Origin of the sequence: Shewanella kaireitica, assembly GCF_023284045.1 — a bacterium.
In the GTDB taxonomy this organism is placed as follows: Bacteria; Pseudomonadota; Gammaproteobacteria; order Enterobacterales; family Shewanellaceae; genus Shewanella; species Shewanella kaireitica.
On record NZ_JAKIKQ010000004.1, the window covers coordinates 245,914 to 265,991 of the forward strand.

13 protein-coding genes and 1 tRNA gene are annotated in these 20,078 nt (G+C 42.3%); 9 read left to right on the forward strand and 5 right to left on the reverse strand.

Going from position 1 to position 20,078, the window contains the following annotated elements:
- Window positions 1–56: 56 nt before the first annotated feature.
- Window positions 57–497: a GNAT family N-acetyltransferase gene (locus tag L2730_RS08175; RefSeq protein ID WP_248974134.1), complete on the reverse strand. Its 441-nt coding sequence runs from the start codon at window positions 495–497 to the stop codon at window positions 57–59.
- A 294-nt stretch (window positions 498–791) separates the two neighbouring features.
- On the opposite strand from L2730_RS08175, the gene L2730_RS08180 reads away from it, so the two are divergent.
- The 6 genes from L2730_RS08180 to L2730_RS08215 all read left to right on the forward strand — a co-directional run bounded on the left by L2730_RS08180 (window position 792) and on the right by L2730_RS08215 (window position 13,082).
- On the forward strand, window positions 792–1,862 hold the full coding sequence (locus L2730_RS08180; RefSeq protein ID WP_248974135.1) for a hypothetical protein: 1,071 nt from the start codon (window positions 792–794) through the stop codon (window positions 1,860–1,862).
- Window positions 1,859–4,456: a hypothetical protein gene (locus L2730_RS08185; RefSeq protein ID WP_248974136.1), complete on the forward strand. Its 2,598-nt coding sequence runs from the start codon at window positions 1,859–1,861 to the stop codon at window positions 4,454–4,456. The genes L2730_RS08180 and L2730_RS08185 overlap by 4 nt, the downstream gene beginning before the upstream one ends.
- Window positions 4,453–4,638, forward strand: coding sequence for a hypothetical protein (locus L2730_RS08190; RefSeq protein WP_020911649.1), 186 nt, complete (start codon window positions 4,453–4,455; stop codon window positions 4,636–4,638). The genes L2730_RS08185 and L2730_RS08190 overlap by 4 nt, the downstream gene beginning before the upstream one ends.
- A 2-nt stretch (window positions 4,639–4,640) precedes the next feature.
- On the forward strand, window positions 4,641–4,943 hold the full coding sequence (locus L2730_RS08195; RefSeq protein WP_020911650.1) for a hypothetical protein: 303 nt from the start codon (window positions 4,641–4,643) through the stop codon (window positions 4,941–4,943).
- 358 nt (window positions 4,944–5,301) lie between these two features.
- Complete coding sequence (locus L2730_RS21960; RefSeq protein ID WP_283105680.1) at window positions 5,302–9,867, forward strand: PKD domain-containing protein; 4,566 nt, start codon at window positions 5,302–5,304, stop codon at window positions 9,865–9,867.
- A 218-nt stretch (window positions 9,868–10,085) separates the two neighbouring features.
- On the forward strand, window positions 10,086–13,082 hold the full coding sequence (locus L2730_RS08215; RefSeq protein WP_248974137.1) for a M9 family metallopeptidase: 2,997 nt from the start codon (window positions 10,086–10,088) through the stop codon (window positions 13,080–13,082).
- 510 nt (window positions 13,083–13,592) lie between these two features.
- On the opposite strand, the gene L2730_RS08220 is transcribed toward L2730_RS08215, so the two are convergent.
- Window positions 13,593–15,236, reverse strand: a complete 1,644-nt coding sequence (locus L2730_RS08220) for a hypothetical protein (RefSeq protein WP_248974138.1) — start codon at window positions 15,234–15,236, stop codon at window positions 13,593–13,595.
- Between the two features lie 43 nt (window positions 15,237–15,279).
- Window positions 15,280–16,107, reverse strand: a complete 828-nt coding sequence (locus L2730_RS08225) for a hypothetical protein (RefSeq protein WP_248974139.1) — start codon at window positions 16,105–16,107, stop codon at window positions 15,280–15,282.
- 549 nt (window positions 16,108–16,656) lie between these two features.
- Between L2730_RS08225 and L2730_RS08230 the strand changes: the two genes are divergently transcribed.
- The 3 genes from L2730_RS08230 to L2730_RS08240 are packed head-to-tail and all read left to right on the forward strand — an operon-like array spanning window position 16,657 to window position 18,416.
- Window positions 16,657–17,139 carry a curli production assembly/transport protein CsgE gene (locus L2730_RS08230; RefSeq protein ID WP_248974140.1) on the forward strand — a complete coding sequence of 161 codons (483 nt, stop codon included), beginning with the start codon at window positions 16,657–16,659 and terminating at the stop codon, window positions 17,137–17,139.
- 13 nt (window positions 17,140–17,152) lie between these two features.
- Window positions 17,153–17,566, forward strand: a complete 414-nt coding sequence (locus L2730_RS08235; protein ID WP_248974141.1) for a curli assembly protein CsgF — start codon at window positions 17,153–17,155, stop codon at window positions 17,564–17,566.
- A 1-nt stretch (window position 17,567) separates the two neighbouring features.
- On the forward strand, window positions 17,568–18,416 hold the full coding sequence (locus L2730_RS08240) for a CsgG/HfaB family protein (RefSeq protein WP_248974142.1): 849 nt from the start codon (window positions 17,568–17,570) through the stop codon (window positions 18,414–18,416).
- Between the two features lie 164 nt (window positions 18,417–18,580).
- On the opposite strand, the gene L2730_RS08245 is transcribed toward L2730_RS08240, so the two are convergent.
- Together L2730_RS08245 and L2730_RS08250 are read right to left on the reverse strand one after the other, a co-directional pair.
- A tRNA-Arg gene (locus L2730_RS08245) sits at window positions 18,581–18,656 on the reverse strand.
- A gap of 83 nt (window positions 18,657–18,739) precedes the next feature.
- Window positions 18,740–19,909, reverse strand: coding sequence for a flagellar assembly protein FlgT (locus L2730_RS08250; RefSeq protein ID WP_248974143.1), 1,170 nt, complete (start codon window positions 19,907–19,909; stop codon window positions 18,740–18,742).
- Window positions 19,910–20,078 lie beyond the last annotated feature (169 nt).

The window sequence follows — 20,078 nt, forward strand, 5'->3', positions numbered from 1 at the left end:
CGGTAAACTTGATGAAATACACTTATAAAGTCAGAGTGCTATACTGGTCTCTGACTTTATGAGTCTGTGCGAAGACATTGTAAACTCATCGTGTACTCCTGATGACCCGTGTGCTCATCGACTCCCTCACTGATTACTACAAAGCCTTGAGATAGGTAGAATCTATAACTGGCGACATTGTCTTGGTACACATTTAGCGTCAGTTTATCTCGCTGGGTTTTAGCATGCGTTAATAACTGCGTTCCAATACCACTGCCTTGCTTATCTGGTGCGACAAAAATGGCAGCTAAAGTGTCCTCGTATAGTGCGTAGAAGCCGACTGTTTTAGCATCTTTTTCAAAGGTATAGACCTGCGAAGCCGGCAAGTAGATATCTCGCATCGCATCAACTTGAGACTGCCAGAAGTTAGCGGGCATAAAGTCATGGGCTTTAATCGATGCTTTGAGCCAAATATCGAGCACCGAAGTCATTTTATCTTGGGAAAATATTTCTATCATTGGTCATTACCTCTGAGATTAAAACGATTAGATGCGACATCATAACGGTAGCTACCTCTAGCTTATTGAAGATTTACGACAACTTGGCGGTGAAATGCGATATAGCGACAGTTCAGCGCTGTAGAAGTTTATCTGCCTTAATCATTTCCACTACAGAACTTAATGGTAGTTGTTATATCTGGGGGCGGGAGAACGCACATTTTTTATGCTTAAAACCCTCATTTTATTACAATTAGTTGCAATGCTTTTGTAGGTGTATTACTTTTCCAAAATAAAACTTAAGAAGGATTTTTTGTGTCGTTATTAAGGACAATTGGCTTATACGGTCTGCTCATATTTTTACTTTGGGGCTGTGCGGTCGATAAAAGACCTGATCAATACACCAGCGCGATGACTGTTAGCAGTTCATTGTCTGCTCACGCAAGTCATTTTTCCCAATACAGCGAGTTACAAAAAGCGCTAAAGTATAGAAACTTGAGCGTGACTGACGCAGGTCAGATATTACCTATTAATCAAAGTGTTTGTAATGCTGCGCTTTTCTATCGCATCACTCAAACCACTCTTCCTCAGTATATAGGCAAACATCAAGATCTACTGTCAGGTTTCTATATCGATGTTGCGCAAGTTAATCGTAATTGGCTGGTGGTCGATACAGACAATGACTTCTCAACTATCGGCAATCAACAGGAGCTGACAAAAGTAGCTGCAAGCCTAATGCCTAAAATGATGCGACAAGATGTCATCATTATTCGGCCTGTCCCCGGTTTAGATAGCGCCAGTTTGATTGACTTAGCACAAACCGCTAAAACGCTTTTTCTAGGTCATAGACTGCAATTTATCGTCGATAAACAGCACTTTGCATTAATGAATAATTTGGTTGTTGAGCCACTATCCACAGCGGCGTCGCAATCCCATGCCTTCATAGCAGCAACCGAGCAAACTTCTGATGCGCGTAAGCGAATGATAATGACCATGGATAGCTTTGATGTTGCTGACGCTACTGCCATCGTTGTGGATGCCCAACCGTTAATTGCCTGCATGCAAGCTAATAAGCATGCCATTTTGTCGCCCACGCAAAAGGTAACGGCAGCGCCACTTAAAGTCGATACCGTTTTACTGGCGAGTATCTTGCCAACCGATGCTGACTTTAACCGTTTAGCTGAGCAGCAACAGTTGCTTAGTGAAGGAAAATATCTCAGCATTAATAACCAGCAACTCAGTTACCATGTGGGTAACAAACCGTTGAGTAATCGCTGCAGTTTGCTAAAGAAAGGCGATGAAGATTACCAGTACTGCATAGACAGACAACAAGATGGCGACACGGTCATCACGACTCAAAAATACATTATGAAGATACAGAAATGAAGCAAAGCAAGTTGTCAAACCATGCAAAAATCTGGATGTTGCTTGGGCTATTTACGGTTTATGTCTGTTTAGAGTTATCGCTAAACATCTTATTGATTGATATGTATGCGCAGCCTATTCAGGCTGTTTTTGGTGAGCATCGAATTACTGCAGAGCGACTGGAGTTATTTGGCCGAACGCTGTCTGGTTTTGGTTTAGCTCTGGCTGTTGCCACCTTTATCCCAGCTAAACAGTTTAATTTACTTATTCGTGATAAAAGCCAGAGAGTAACATCGAATACAGCATTAACACCTAAGACAGCTCGGCTTATAAACGGGGTTTTTCGTCCGTTATTGCTCGTTATCGTTTGGGCGTTAATTATTCCTTGTCTGAGAATTGCGGTCGACGGCGTTGTCGATACAACTTCAAATGATAAGAAATTGGGCGCAGTACGAGCCATTGTCTATAAAGAGGCTTACTTAGCTGAAACCGTCGCAATTGAGGGATTTCCTCAGTTTGATGAAATTGTTAGCGACCCTAAGCGAAGAGATTTGATGGTCGCGCTTATTCCATCTTTGGCTTATTTCTCTAGCGGGTTTAATCAGTTGATTGAATCAAACTTAGAGAACATGGCCGATCAATTCTTGCTTAACCGTCAAGAGGAGTATTTCATTAAAGAGGCTATTCCTCGAATTAGGCAGTTTGACCGCACTTATAAACAGGAGTTGGCAAGTTACCAAAAGGCGAGCAAAGGCTACCTTGAGGCACTAAAGAAAGAGAATAACTACTCGCTGATTGAACGTGAGCGAGTGGCTTTACAAAATAAAGCCAACGATAAAATAAATAATCACTGGAAAAGTTATTCGCAAGCGCTTTTAGATGCTGACAACTATAAAAAAGAGGTCGCAGAGGACTCGACTAACGCGATTAGAAAGGGTTATAGCTCAGTCAAAGATGATTATTTTAGCTCAAACTGTAATTCAGCCTGTCGCCGGCAACTCAAAGTCGATTTTGCACAGTACTTAACGACGCTTAAATATGACACGGGTGAATCGTTCGGCGTTTATTTGACTGCTGATGATATTACTGTCGCCAAGATGTTGAAGTCGAAATACTACCTCATGGCGATGTTTGAGCGTGGCCGGATCAACTATATTCACCGCGTATACGGTATTCCAGAAGATATGGAGTATGAGGAATACAACCAGTCATCTCAGGCGCTAAAAATCGCGGTAGCCCAATTTAAAGAGCAGGGCGTTAAGGTTGCTGATAACTGGAGCTTTAATGATGAAAGAGCCTTGCATCAAGCGATTGAGGCTAAATACAAGGGGCATGCTAAAGCGCTTTGGGGGGAGTACCGTAAAAGTTCTCGCTTTGCCGTGGCTAAGCCTCGTTTAGATAGGGTTGGTTTTGCCCGCTTGCCACAAGTGACTCAATACGCCCAGAAAACCCTTGGTAGTTATTATTTAGCAGAGTTTAGCCCCAGTATTTCTGAGCGTAAATATAAGAAATTGTGGCTCAACAAGCAGGACAACATCTCCTTTATCAAAATGGTGACCTCTACAGCTGCCACAGCGGCATTTTCGCCAGGCGGGAGCATGTTCATGTTAGGTAAAGATGCCGTTAAGCTAGCGGTTATTCCGCCTATGAGTATAGCGGCAAGCTTATTGGCCATATTTTTACTGTTTATCAAGCTTGCTGTGTATTTATGGCCAAAGAATAAGGGCTATTTAACCCTGGCAATGCTCGCAGGTATATTGGCGTTTGCCTTACCTGTAGGCGCTTCTATCGCGAATAAAAATGCTTATCACACTATGATGGGTAACTTTGCAAAAGCGTTCAGCACCGTTGATCCTTTTGATAAATTTTTCACTGTCGGTTTTGGGTATGTACTTGATATTGAAAATGGTATTTTCCAAACCTACCGTGATCTTAAGGTTGTTAGGTTAGCCGGTAAAATCATTAAATATCAGCCCCCCTACCAAGCTGACGACACTGAAGATACGCCAACTGAGGTTATCGCTGTTCATGATGAGCATCTACTAAGAAGCTATGATGACTTTGCCTATAACTGGCTATCATTTTTGCCTAAAAGTCTCGGACTCGGTGAGGTAATTAAACCCTTCGACACGAATATTACCGTGCTTAAGCAAGATATGAATGTTGGTGCATACATGGGCGTTCGGCTAGAAAATGAGAAAGTAGTTGCAGTGAATATGCCCAATTTTATGCAAAATTCTGATATTGGTTTGCTAGCCGATCAGAAGTTTTTCTATAAACCGGATGTCAAAGGGTTGGTTGAAGAGTTCTCTTCTAACTATGACGATCCACAATATTGGTTACAACTGAGCCAAGGCAATATTGGTAAACAATCATTAATGCAGAAGCTTGAATTGAATATGGCTGCTTACCTTAATAGCAATGCATCAACTTTAACACTGCTCAACACCCTAAATAACAAAGGGCAGAATAACTTGATTTTGCTTGAATTAGAGCGCAATAAAAAGTATCGCTGTTTTGTGCTCGGTGTCGTTGATGCGCAGATGATCAGTGACTCGATTAACGTCAATTTCTTTGATTACCAAGAGCTTCCTAAATGTAAGGCTGTCCTATGATAAAGAGTATTTCTAATAAGATTATAGAGTGGCTGACTAAGAATTTAGTGCTGCTGTTTATGGTCGGTGTTTTATTTGCTTGCATTCAATTCTTTAATGCGCGAGAACACCAAGCAATAAGCGATGCAGCAAAGCAAGCTGAAATGATAAAAATTAAACTTTCAATGATTACGGAACAATAATTATGACAACGGAAACTAAGAGCAAGCGTTTCTCTTTTGAATTTGATGTGTTTAGCCTGATCACGCTAGCTGCCGTTTTATATCTAGCCTACAGCGCTCACATGACTAACATGAAAAATGCAGAAAAGTTAAATGGTCTGCTAAGTAAGTATGAACAAACCTTGGATATGGCGATTGCTAACGACAAAGTGACTCTGGCTCGCTACCAAAAGAATGTCAAAAAGGCGGTGCAGTCACTGTCGCCTAAAGAGCGTGAACTGATGTTAGCGCTGCTTGAAATAGAGAAGAGTAAAGAGAGACTGTAAAGCTAACAAGACAATAAAAAGGGCTTCCAATAATATTGGAAGCCCTTTTTATTGTCTTGTTTTCAATGCTATTAGATTTTACTTATTAGAAATTAAAGCCTTGCAAAATCAATTTAAAAGTTTTTTATCTTGTTTTTGATGGTTGTGTTAACGATTTTCACTGTTTGGGGTATGTTTTACTTAGGGAGGGGAGGAGGTTATTTGGGAATGCTTACTTGTTAATCAGTAAGAGCCTGTCGAGTTTTTAGCGTATTTTTTATTTCAGCACGGAAATGTAACGAAATTATCACAAAAAAGTTACAAGCTTATTACTAAAGCAGGAATTTAAAATCACTCAACAAATTGAACAGGATAAAGTATGAAATCAAAAACAAGTGTCTCACGCTTGTGTTGGTTAACTCTTTTTGCCAGTACCTTTGCCGCCCAAACTGGTGCAAGTCAAAAAGAGATCAATACGCCCAAATCAGACAAGTTCCCCTTTGCCGCTGTCGCCGCTAAACATGATGGCGAAACCTGCGGTACTGACCATAACGGCCAAGATTGGCATCAATTGCAAACTGAGTTCGCACAGCAAATAAAAGCAAAACAGTCACAGAAACCACAAATGATGCGTAGCATGAGTGCTGCATTTCAGACAAACTCCTTAATGGCATCGTCAGGTATTTCATCGTTACAGACTAACGCTGTCAGTGCGGTAGAAGGCAGTGTTGCAGTTGATGGGCGCTACTACATTCCTGTCGTGGTACACATTTATGGTGAGATGTATAACTGTAGCGATGACAGTGATAAATGTTTGACGGATAGTAAAATCAACGATGCGATCCGCAAGCTCAATGATGACTTCCAAGGACTTTCAATCGATGATCCTGAAGTCTCACCACAGTTTGCTGCCATTCGAGAAAACTTAAATATTGAGTTTGTGCTGGCAAAAAAAGACCCAAATGGTAACAGTACTAACGGTATTGTTCGTTATGATTATGAGCAAGCGGGTTACGGTAATGGAGACAGTGAAACCAATGCTAAAATAGCCAGTGATGCATGGGATAACTTTAAATACATGAACTTGTATTTAATGCATGACTTACATGACGACAATGTTGGTAATAACTCGGGCATCGCTTGGTATCCAGATGTGTCGATGTCTACCGCTGGCACATCTCGAGTGGTTTATAACGGACATTACACCGGGCTTAATACCAGTGAGAACTTCCGTTCAGTATTAACCCACGAGTTTGGTCATTGGCTGAACCTCATTCATACCTTCGAAACCAAGTCATGTTCGATTACCAATGAGGCATTTTGCGCCACAACCGGTGATAAAACTTGTGATACCCCACAGATGTCTTTGCCATCGCAGATGCAAGCAAATGCTAAAAACTGTCTAGGTCAGCCGACCAACACAGAAAACTTCATGCACTATACCGACAATTACGCCATGTTTACTCAAGATCAAGTACAGCGTATGACGGCTGCTTTGCATGGACCCTCACGGTCAACACTGTGGTCAAATGAGAATCTTATTGCCACAGGCTTAGAGTTACTTACAAGTGATTCTGAGCGCTATTGGGATGGGATCTCCGGTGTTGATAGTGAGCCAGAAGGAACTGTATTAGAAACGGTTGAGAATATATCAGCGCCATTAGATGGCATTGAAACGTTTGAATTCAACTTACCGCATGGTGCGACCAACATTCTGTTCCACCTTGACGGACATACAGCCGATCCCGATATGTACATATCAAAAGGTGAAGAACCAACTCATGATGGAGAAGGTAATTGGGATGCGGACTATATCTCTTTTAACTCCCCAGGTTCGACTGAGTCTGTATCGATAGATATTCCAGATTATAACCAACCTTATTACGCATCAATTCATGCTTTCACTGAATTTGAAAACTCACGTTTAAGAGTTATTCAAGGTAACGATCCTTATCTTGAAGAGGGGGAATTTCGCTATACCTTGCTTAAAGTTGAAAACTTAAAGGCTGATAAAACTGATATTGCTTGGACAGATCGTCCAGGTAAAGTGCATAACTTCCAGTTTACAGTGCCAGATGATGCTATTCGAACGGTTATCATGGTTCCGGGCGGCTACCATGGTCCAGTCATGGCGTCAGGTGTGCCAAACTTTAATGGCGATTTGGATTTGCACGTAAGCCGTAACCAGGAGGTTTCATTAGAAAACTACGACTGTCGTCCATTTAGTTGGAAAGGTCTGGCAGAGTTTTGTGAGTTTGATGGTGGCGGCACCTACAATGTGATGATCGATCCGTTTGCGACTTATACTGACGCGACATTGCATGTGTATTATGAAACGGCAAATACTGGTAATCAGCTACCTTATGCCAATACTAATGGCAATCAGTACCTAGAGGCTGTTGGTCATGCCATTGAATTTAGCAGCATAGGTTCGAATGACCCCGATGGAGAGATTGTTAGCTATGAGTGGGATTTTGGTGATGGTGCTGTTAGCACTGAACAAGAAGTCGCTCATACCTACACCGATACTGGTGAATACAATGTTACGCTAACGGTAACGGATAACAGTGGTGAATCCACCACAGCTTCAACGTTGGCCATTATCACCGAGCAATCGCCAAATGATGCACCACTTTGTTCAAACTGCGATCGTGTCTACCTTAATGATGAAATAGCCTTATCATCACTTGAAGGTGATACACCGCGTACTTACCAATTTGAAGTACCAGTGAATGCTTCGTTAGTGACCTTCGAGCTGGTTAATGGTTACAACGGTGATCCAGACATTCACGTTAGCCTTAACCAAGCCGTGTCGACGGAAATATACGATTGTCGTCCATGGGAAGCACCTGGACAAACTGAGTTATGTCAATTAACGAATGGCGGTATTGTCAATGTGATGATCGATCCATTCCATGACTATGATTCCGTTAGATTCAGAGCCTACTACGATATCGATAAAGGCGTGACGCCGATTGCCCCTAACAAGCTACCAGTAGCCAACGCTGGCACTAGCTACAATGGTGTTGCGGGTGAAAGCATCAACTTTAATGGCCTACAATCAAGCGATGAAGATGGCCATATTGCCTTATATACTTGGGATTTTGGTCATGGTGTAACAACCACTGGCGCAACCGTTGACCATGTATACGCCAATGCAGGTACTTACTTTGTCACACTCACAGTGACCGACAATGGCGGCGCAGTAAACTCTAGTACAGTTGAAGTCACTATTTTACCTGTAGGTGATATGGACGGTGACGGTAATGTTGATAGCGATGATATCAACGCACTTCAAGCTGCAATTAGCCAGGGCTCTGCAATTGATGCAAGTTTTGATTTGAACAATGACGGTGTCATTAACGCCGCGGACGTTGCGTTAATGAGCGGCATCTGTTCCTTTGATAACTGTAGTAATATCGCACCGCCGCCACAGGCACCTGTTGCTGTCTCTGCGGCATTAGACAACAACGTCCAGGTGAATACTGATGTAAGGTTCAGCAGTGCAGGTTCTAATGATCAGTATGGTCAGATCGTGGCATATGCTTGGGATTTCGGCGATGGAAATAGCAGTAACTGGGCCGACCCGGTGCATCAATTTGCTGAGCCTGGAATCTATGACGTAACACTGACACTTACCGATAACGATGGTATGACAGCAACAAGCAGTACGCAGGTGAATATTGACCATGCGCCGCTTACTGATGTTTGTCGAACCGAGCCTGCTGCAAACGAACGAGACTTGATTGCCTCAGCACCGGTTTGTGTTGGCACTGAAGATAGTTTAACCATTGCGCTGGTTAACCGTCATGAAACGGTTGCTATCTCCATGATTAATGCGGCAGATGATGCCTTGATTTACTTCGGTTCAGGTAGCTGGCCAAATATTAATACAGGCGACTACAGCGCAGTTTCAACTAGCCAAGATGGTCAGCAATGTGCTTTCTATACGATTCCAGATGATGCAAAAAGCTGGGGCTATATCGAGTTAACTGGGACTATTGCTGGTGCAACAATTGTCGTTGACTATGATGTAGCGTCTTGTCGTCCAACAAGTCTAGTGACTGATGATAGCCTGCAAAATGGTGTTAGTCAGCTAGCTTCAGGTCAGCGTGATGAAGAGGTGCATTTTACCATGAATGTACCTGCTGGAGTATCAGGCTTAACCTTTGCAACAGCAGGTGGCACGGGTGATGCGGATATGTATGTTAAGTTCGGATCTCTACCCACAGTCAGTGACTATGATTGCCGTCCTTATAAAGGCGGTAACCTTGAAAGCTGTAACATAGATAATGCTCAAGCTGGTACCTACCATGTAATGCTACGTGGCTACCAAGACTTTAATGACGTGAGTATTACTGGCCAGTACGTTGCTGCTGGTCATAGTAATCAAGCGCCCGTTGCGCAAATTGACGGTCCGTTTGTGAGTAATATTGGTGACAGTATTACCATGAGCAGTATCTCAACAGATGCAGACGGCTCAATTGCTAACTACCTATGGGATCTCGGTGATGGCACAACTAGTACTTCAGCTACGGTAAACCATACGTATGCTGCAGCTGGGATCTATTCCGTAACGTTAACGGTTACTGATAATGAGGGTTCTACTAGTACTGCTATCACTCAAGCGAGCATCTCAGTACTTCAGCCAGGCGTTGCGACATTAGTTTCTGGTACTACAGGTGCTGAAATTGTCTATCAAATGCAAGTGCCAGCTGGTGCGAGCAACCTAAGCTTTAGCACTAGCGGTGGCAGTGGTGATGCAGACTTGCATGTGAAGTTTGGTAGTCAAGCGACCTCATCAGACTTTGATTGTCGTCCTTGGAAAAATGGTAGTAATGAAACCTGCGTTATCGACAATGCGCAAGCGGGGACTTATTACATCATGTTGCAAGGTTATAACGACTTTACTGATGTGCAACTGCTAGGTAATTACAACCTTTAATGCACGAGTAATGCTGTATGACTCATTCAAAGGCCTCGCTTTGGAGGCCTTTTTAATAGGTTAGTTACACTCGCTATTTACCCTCTCACTAATTATCTACTGTTGATAGAAGCTTTAGGCACCAATTTAAAGCTGCGATTGCTTTTGCCTTCTCGCTGCCACTTTTTAATCATCAACAGAGGAATTAGTCCTGCTATGCGTGACTATAAGAGAAATTTATGATGATAAAAAAAACGCTCCCCATATTGTTACTTGCACTCACTTCACATTCGGCCATGGCCGAGTCTGAGCGAGATGGCGCCTATCGAACATTAGACACAAACAATCAAGATGTTGAGCATGTTCGTTCTAGCCAAGACTATATGCCGCAAGTGGCACAGCCTCTAACAAATGAAATACCCGATGAAATTCGACCCGACAATAATACAGTGTCGGCGATCAGTGCCCTCAGTACATTCTCAAGTATGAGTGTAATGAGCAGTGTCGAACAGGGATGCAGTGAGCAAGTATTTACTTCGCTATCTGGCGCCGCCTTACTCGCAGCGCTAAGAGATAATGGCCGTGACTGTATAGACACTTTATTTAATGATGAGCCTGAAACATTGGCGTTGGGTGCATACTCTGATGCCAACTTAGCCACGGTTGTAAACGAAATTAAGGCGCAAGCTCTAACCTATGACGGCAGTGATCCCGACGAGTACTTAAGTGCACTGTTTTACTGGTTAAAAGCCTACGCCTTTTATGATGAGCGCCGATTTGTTAACGCCAACAGCCAACAATCGATGGAGCAAGCAGTGAATGCGCTCTACGCCAATGAACATTTTTTTGATAAAAATCCTCAGAACGGATTAGTCGTCAGAAGCGCATTAGGCATACTTAAAAACGCTAATATTGCCGAGCGTTTTGTGCATATCACTAAAGATGTGCTAAATCGCTATGATGAGTCTTTTGAAAATGTCAGTAACTGGGGAACAGGGATCTCGCCATTGCTTTGGCAAACATTGCAGTCTTGTGCAAACAAGAGAGAGTGTCGAGCGCAAGAGCATAATCTCTCGCTAATTAATGCCATTAAAACATTTATCTATAACAACCTTAGCTGGTTAGATAAGCCGGATAATGACTATCACTTATTTAATCTAGGTTATCAATTAGTCAATCTTTATCGTGGTGAGAGCGAAGCGCATTTCGCTGCAATAGAAGACGAGTTAGCCACCGAGATTGATAAGATCCTTAACAGCAGTTTTGGCCCATTAAAATCAGATGAAGCACGGACGCTTTATCTGGCCGTGTTTGAGTCAGTCAATTACAACGGTGTATGTGCGGCATATAACGTTTGTGATCTTAAAGAAGAGATCATTGCATCTGTGCTCGATAACCGTATGACGTGCCCGTCAGGTAATCTGTTTATTTGGGCGCAAGATATGAACCAAGCTCAGCTTGAGTGGGCATGTAGCTCATTAGCCGTGCATGAAAACAACTTCCATGAAAAGCTAAAAACCAACCGCAGCCCCGTGACCCCGGATGATAATGACCAGCTGCAAATGGTTATTTTTAATGACAAGAAAGAGTGGGTAACTTATGGCGGCGCACTGTTTAATGTCAGCACAAACAATGGCGGAACTTACCGTGAAGGCGATCCGAGCCGAGCAGGTGATCAAGCGACCTTTTACGCCTACGAAGATGTGGGTGAGCGCCCTATTTTCGATATTTGGAATTTGCGCCACGAGTACATTCATTACCTAGAAGGGAGGTTTATATCCAAAGGTAGTTTTAGAGACAGCGACAGCGCAGGGCGCACCGTATGGTTCGGAGAAGGGATTGCTGAGTACATCTCACTGGGTAACTGTAATGCAGGTGCAATAGACGAAGCGCGTAGTGGTGACTATGCATTGAGCACCATCTTTAGTAACGAATATGGTGTGGGACAAACTCGGATCTATGATTGGGGTTATTTATCTAATCGTTTCATGTTTGAGCGCCAAAACAGCAGCTTCTTTGCTATGTTAGATCTCTTTAAGCAAGGTGACTTTCAAACGTATCGTGCCGAGCTTGTCGACCCATGGGTAAGTCATCAAACATTTGATGCTGAGTTCGCTAATTGGCTCACAACTGTTGAATCAACAGGCTGCAGCATAGATAACACTCGCCCGCCTTCGCCTGAAGAAGCGATAGATATTGATGATGTGCAGGGGAATGATCAAGTCGGTATTAATGCCTGTGCTTTGGGTAGAGAGCAGCCGGAGTTTAGAATTCAAGCAGGCGTCGCCACCTGTTTGAGCCCTGCTAACGCAGGTAAAAAGAATGAATACGCAATCAGTGTTCCCCAAGGTTTAGCTGATGTGTCGCTCGAGATCACCCTAAGGCACGGTTCAGGTAATGCTGACCTTTACCATGAGCATGGTAGCGCCAATAACGGCAGCAGTTATGATCTTGAGTCAACGGGACCAGACAACAACGAAACGATAATCGTCACGCCTGTGCAGTCGGGTTGGAACTATATCGGTGTCAGCGCTGAAAGCAATTACTCTGGTGTTACCTTACTGGCTAGATTTGTACAAGATAATCTGCCTGTCGATGACAACGCATTACAAAATGGCGTTAGCCAGCGCGCATCTGCTACACGCGGCGAAGATATTCATTTCACCATGGATGTACCTGCTGCTGTATCGGCATTAACATTTGATACTAGCGGTGGCAGTGGCGATGCTGACTTATATGTTAAATTCGGTTCTGAGCCAACGTTAACAGATTATGACTGCCGCCCTTACAAAGGTGGAAACCAGGAAAGCTGTGAGATAAACAATGCCCAAGAAGGCATTTATTATGTGATGTTACATGGCTATTCAGACTTCAGTGATGTTAGCGTAACCGGCCGCTATAATGCTGATGGTGGCAACGATGATACGACTGTATTGGAAAATGATACGGCTAAATTGGTATCTGGCACCGTTAGCGGTGAAGTCACCTACACGATGACGGTTCCGATTGGTGCGACAAACTTAAGTTTTAGCACCAGTGGTGGTAGTGGCGATGCTGATCTGCATGTGAAATTTGGCAGCGCAGCAACCCCATCTGACTACGATTGCCGCCCATGGAAGAATGGCAGCACGGAGCAATGCACTATCAACAATGTTCAAGCGGGTACTTACTACATTATGCTACTCGGCCATAGCGATTTTAGCGACGTAAGTTTAGTGGGAAGTTACACGCCTTAATGTTCTCATGTCTATTTTAAGTGTTATTAAGCCTCCTAAATGGAGGCTTTTTTATTTGAGTCACTATTCAATGAATACCAATAGGAACACAAGTTCACGCACACGTATTGCGACACAGTAGCTTTTGCAGTTGGTTTGAGTAAGCGCTGAACCTTCCACTGTTGCTTTAATTTAATAACACTTTATTTTGCAATCTGGTGAATCTTGACTGCTGGTTTTGCGATTAAACAAGGTTAACAAAGCAGCGAGTATTGACTCTACACAGTGAAAGTTAAATGGTATGAGTACTAATTGTTTATATTTGACGTGAGCATAACTTTAGCCTATTTAATTGGCCTTTGGCGTTAATGCTAGTCGGTAGGAAGACAATCTCCGTAAGAAACAGATTGAAAGGGTTTTATTTGTATGCAGTAGTGAAATATCCAACCTAGCAAATTGATACTAGGTTGAATATTTATAGTTCAGTAACGCCTAAGCTTAAACGAGTTTAAGTTTTTTTAACGAGGGCGACTATTGTTGAATATTTACCGTGTTATTAGATCCATCGCTTAATACCACAGCGACTTCACGAGCGCCAAGCTGCACGATATCGATATTATGATTCTCGCCGTAATTCATGGTGACAGAAGCATAGTTAAGCTCACTATGTTGTGAGATATCAACATGACTACCCTCTGTACCATTGCCTGCATAAATGTTAGCGGCGTGATTATTACCAATTTGGGTTATGCTTGAACTAATCATATCGCCGTGGCTTTGAGCGTTAGCGCGGTTTGTGCTGCCATGTTGGTCAATTGTGGTACTGGAGTTCGAGCTAAATGTCATTGCAATGGCACTGTTGCCCCCCGTCACACCTGTACCATCACTTTGGCTGATTGTAATGTTATTAGCCATGCCGCTGTTACCTGCTAACTCTGCTTTAGCGAATTGCGAATGCCCAGTTTGGGTAATGGTAGTGAGGTGCCCACCCGTTTGTTTAACTGTTGCAGTGCTATTGTCACTGTTTAATTGAGAGATGGTGGCTCGGTTAGCGTTTAATGATTGAGTGACCGTAATACTGTTCTCGTCACCAAGCTGGGTGATGATTGCATCATTTCCATGAGTCGATCCATACTCTGATTGCTGTGTTTCAGCTTTGTTTCCGTTGCCAATTTGGTTTGAAACAATCAGTGTTCCGTTGCCTTCTTGGCCAACTTGGCTCGTCAACAGAGTATTTTCATTACCTAGCTGTAATGATTCTACTGTATTACTCGAACCGGTTTGATCTATATTGATATCGTTCAGGTTGCCAGCTTGAGTGAAATCGATGTTGTTAGAGTAGTTGCCTTGCTGGTTTTGGCTGGCGCGCGCTTGGTTATTGTCACCGTTTTGGGAGCCTAGGATAAGATCCCCCTGCGTTCCAGTGTTATCTTGTTTAGCGTCAGCGAAGTTACTATTCCCAGTTTGGGTTAGCGTCGCTTTTGCTGAGTCGGCATTAGTTTGGACGATAAATGCTTGGTTGAATCCTGCAGTGACAGTGCCATTTTGCGTAATTGTTGCTTCAGCATTGTTGGAGTTTGCTGCGGTAATGCTAGCAGTATCATCGCTGCTATTTTGGTTAATGGTTGATTTAACAAAGGCTGAGTTTGTTTGCGAAATTGTCGCTAAGTTTCTGTCAGATGGAACTAAGCTGTCGCCTTGGCTAATGGTAGCTGTTGCCTTACGCTGTGCGTCACCAGTTACAGCTGATTGGGTAACCGTTGCGCTATTGCCATCGCCTGTCGTTGTGACAATTGATGAGGCAAGACTGCTACCATCACTTTGGTTTACAGAGGTTGTATTACTTACACCTCGCTGAAAAACCTCTGAGGTGACACTGTTACTACCCGTTTGCATTAACGTTGCGATATTTCCTGCGCCATTCTGATTGACAAGAGATGTACTGAAAGACGTATTTTCTTGTGTCGTACTCGCCGTGTTCATATCAGCGTTAGCAGAAGAAGAAAACTGAATAACTTCTGATGTGTTTTTATTGCTTGATATATTTTGTTTGATAGTTGCAGTATTAAGACCACCTTTTTGTTTAACTTCGGCTTTATTTCTTTCTACAGCAGATACAGAAGCTGAAGCGAGCAAGGCTGCTGAGATGATAAGTGCGATTTTTGAATGTTTCATTATCTTTCCTTTCAATATCGAGTAGTGTTTTATATGAATTAAATTAGTAGCGCAAAATAATTATTGCCATTCCATTTCCAACCTGGCTAATACTGGCAGGGCTTAATGCATTGTCGCTGCTTTGAATTAAAATGGCATTATTACTATTTCCTTGTTGGTAAATATTTGCTTGGTGAGATCCGTAGCCTTCTTGTTTGGCCAATGCATTATTATTGTTACCAATTTGATTTACTGTCAGTGTGTGGTTTAATCCTAGTTGATGGGTTATTGCATTATTATTGAAACCACTTTGCTTAACGTTTAGTAAATGTTTTTCTCCATTTTGCGTGGCATAGGTTTTGTTCTCGCTACCGAGTTGTTCAATGTTAGCGGCGAGGATATCTCCTCCTTGGTCTATCCATAAGCCATTGTCTGTCCCATTTTGCTTAAGCGTGGCATCGATACTTAAACTGTCATTGGCTTGTTCATTAATGCCTGATTGACTGGCAACTTGTACATTGCCACTGCCTATCTGTAGGCTCTCAATACCGTTGACACCGTCGCTGATGCCTAATTGGCTCAACTGCATATAGTTTTGCTGACCTTGCTGTATTGCGTTAACAGAAAGTGATGAGCCATGTTGCTCAATGGTGATTCGATTTCCCAATTGACCGTAAGTCATTGGCTGGTAACTTTGAGTGTTAGGCATAACCGTGATTAGGCTATTGCTATAAATGACAGGGTTTATAGCGATTTTTGTATCGCGTTTATACGCTTCATTTGCGCTAACTGGTAATAAAAATGAACCAGTTAAGGAGAGTAATGTAAAAGTAAGTAGAACGTTAAAGTTGAATTTTTTATGCGTAATAAACTTATTTTTAATATCAGCCATTATACGGCATTTTTGCCACATGTTTTATCGTCCCTGTACAAAGCTCGTGTCAATTTATTGACTAGTGATCTTTTTATATACTAATTTTCTACACTATTAAAGTTATGCTTGATTTTTTATTGTTTAAATTTATTTTATATTAACTTTTAAGTTTTAATATAGCTAAGACATCTATAAGATTTTACTTTTAGGGAATTAATGGTTGATAATCAGGGTGCGCTGTTCTTTAGAGTGAGTGTTGAGATCGATTTTAATTATAAGCGTGATCGTCTTTGATGTTTTGAGTTATCTGGTTATAGTTTTTTTTCTAGTTACTCCTGTTTATACTGTATTTTTTATTGAAAAGTAATTGTAGTAAACCTTACTGTAGTTTACATACCTTAATTTGTTTAATATCCGTCCTGAAAAATATACGTAAAGTTGCTATGTAGAGTTTATTAACTTAATTATTTGATTGAACTTTTGGTTTTTGCTTTGTCATTATTACCGATGTTAAGTACTGAATTACTACATCAATGTGGGGTTAACCGAGCAACTTAAGGTGTGCTTTTGAAAGTTATAATTATTGCTGCTGGAACTTCGTTGTTGCTAACTTCATTTGAGGGGATGGCTGAAGTTCCTTTGGCAGCAGAAAGAAGATCAATACAAGTATTGCAGCCACAGAGTATCGATGATGCCGTGCCGAAAGATGAAGCAGACATGATTAATGGGCTGATTTTAAACCGCACTATGACGCGAGTAGGTCACCGCTTTTATCGAGAATTTGTTGCTGCGTATAGAGGCCTAAATACTGAAGCTGACCATTTGGGGCTCACTATCGAGGAAAAGGCCACTGCAAGAAGTGGCAGCATTATCTCTATTTACAATAATCGTAAAAAAATCTTTATTACTGCTGTTTCACCTGCAAGTAGAAATTTGGACCAACAAGCAAAAACTGCTGCTTCTCGGGTGAACACTATTCTTAAACAAAATAAAAAACAGGCGAGTTGGGCACAATTTTTAAACCCAGATCTGGCTGCTGATGAATTTTAAAAAGGGATTTCTCATGAAAAAAAGACTGTTACTCACAACAAGTTTTGTTGCAAGTATAGGCTTATCTGTTAATGCAACAGAACTAGTTTATACCCCAGTAAACCCCAGCTTTGGCGGTAGCTATCTTAACGGGTCGTACTTGTTAGCCAATGCTTCTGCACAGAATGACCATAAAAGTGGTGGTTCAAGCTATGTTGCCCCGACGGCATTAGAAAGAATGGCAAGTTCTTTAGAGTCACGTTTAATTAGCCAGCTATTTAACGATGCAAGTAATGGCGAGGAGGGTTATTTAAAAACTTCAGACTTTGAGATAAACGTGGTCAATGAAGATGGCACCTTGCTGGTGCATATCACGGATATAACAACTGGAGAAACAACCGTGATAGAGGTCGGTGGTGCGCTTGAAGGTAATGGTGTTGGCGGATAATATGAAAAACCTAACGCTTATAGTTGTTTTATCATTTTTGTGCGCTTGTTCATCAACGAGTGAGTTTGAGCATATTGAGCCGGCAACCAGTCTGATGCCCAAAAGTGCCAGTTACTATGACTTGATTGCTTTACCTGCTCCCCAAGGAAGTATTGTTGCTGCAGTTTACGACTTCAGGGATCAAACTGGTCAATATAAACCTATTCCTTCAAGCAATTTCTCAACGGCTGTGCCACAAAGTGGTACTGCATTTTTAGCCCAAACTTTGAATGACTCTGCTTGGTTTGTTCCGGTAGAGCGCGAAGGACTGCAAAACCTATTAACAGAGCGAAAAATTATTCGTGCTGGCTTGCAAGGAGACTCGAGCAAGCTGCCGCAGTTGAACTCAGCGCAAATTTTGATGGAAGGCGGTATCGTCGCCTATGACACCAATATAAAAACAGGCGGGGCTGGCGCTCGTTATCTTGGCATCGGGGTTAATTCAAAGTTTAGAGTTGATACCGTAACCGTTAACCTGCGGGCAGTTGATATACGCACAAGCAGAGTATTGAGTAGCGTTACAACGACCCAGTCTGTGCTATCAAAAGAGATCTCAGCAGGGGTATTTAAGTTTATCGATGCCCAGGATCTATTGGAGTCAGAAATTGGTTATTCCTCTAATGAACCAGTAAGTATCTGTGTTGTGCAGGCAATTGAAAGTGCAGTGGTACATTTGATTGCTGATGGGATTTGGAAGCGAGCCTGGAATTTAAGCGACCCAAAGGCTGGTTTGCAAAATACAGTATTACAAAAGTACTGGTTAGAAGCTCATTCAGAAGCAAGGGTTAGTGAACGAATTAAGCAAGGTTAATTCGTTAAGGTATTTTGCAAATTAACTTCGTTATGCCTATGAAGTATTAAATTAGGCATATAGTCATACTGTGAATCATTAGCTGAGTTTAGCTTTCTGAAATGGCTTTTCATGCGCTTTAAAGTAATTCAGAAATAGTTGCTAACGTTTGCAGTAGGCTTATATGGTCTCCCCACAGGGACTCGAACCCCGATCGATCGCTTAGGAGGCGACTGCTCTATCCTGTTGAGCTATAGGGAGACGCCAGTGATTATACTGGTTTTACTCTAGATGAAAAGAGTGTATGAAAACTCTTTAGCTTTATCCGCTTGGTTTTTAATCGGTTAGAGTTTTATCACTAGATCATTGAGCTGAATATTCAGTGATGCGCTCACACCTATAAGTACTGCCGTTGCACTCTCTTCGGTCACTTGGTCAATGGTGATAGTCGCTTTACTCTTACCGGCTACCGCGCGCATGTTCTCGAGCCTATCGGGCATATTCTGTTGCAGTACCAACTGCATCGTGTCGCCGACTCGAATGCCATTACGACGTCCAAGGTTAAGGATCACTCTGTTGGCCTGTCTGGCAATGACTTGTCCTAATAGCGGGCGGCAATTTAGCGTACTGTCGATATCTTGGCTGGCTTCGAGTAACACACCCTTTATCATTTCACCGTATTCAGAACGCCAAAATTGGTCGCTATTAGAGTTAACGCTTTGCTGTAATGAAAACTCCCACTCTGCGGATTGGCTATACTGTTTACTCCACACTTTCTCACCACTAATGGCGTGGAATAGCGATAATCTAAACTGGAACACGCGCATTGGGTCGTTTTCCCATAAACCAAAGGTACGGGTAGATTGCTCGGGTGAGATATCGATAATTTCAGGTAGTAAAATATATTGGCTATCGGTTATCTCCCCTAACCAACTCGGTAATCTATAGCCGCGAACATCAACAAGTGCTTGATCGACATCTAAACGTTCATTGGCATGAAGATGTGTGAAGCTGCTGCTGGAGTGGGTTTCAATGGTTTGCGCCAATTGCTCTGACAAGTTTTGTTCGAATAAGCCTAAGTTGCCATATCTTAATTGTGCTCTGTCTTTGATAAGTGCCTGGGGAACCAGAATTGATGCTTTAAGTTTACTGTTTTCGCAGGCTTGTTCGAATGGCTCAATCATATCAATACGAACATTAACCGTGATGTAACCATCCTCAATTAACTCGCTAATCATCTCTACTTGTTGACTCTGTGCACTGTGGCTGAGGGTAAAGCTATCGTTGACCAGTTGACCATTTCTAACGGTTTGTTCACTGGAAAAGCGTGCGCCAGATTTTAAGGTGGCATAACTTACAGCTTGCTCGATAGCATCTTGGCGTGCTTTAGCAAGGTTGTTATCAATTATCTTAGCTTGACCATTAGCTTGTATCCACTGTGCTTGCACGGGGGCAATAATTACAAAAGAGCACGCCAAAATAATGCTATAGATACTAAGTGAGCCAAGTTTCATAGTTACCTTCTAAGTCTTTACACTGCCTAACAGTGGATTATAGGTTGACTGGTTTTTGTAATGAGAGGGGCAATTGATGCCGACAAAATGACAGTCCTGTTGATTAAGTAGTGAATAAGCAATTTTTGTGCCTTTTATCGATTTTACTTTGTTCATTTAGCTATAAAGT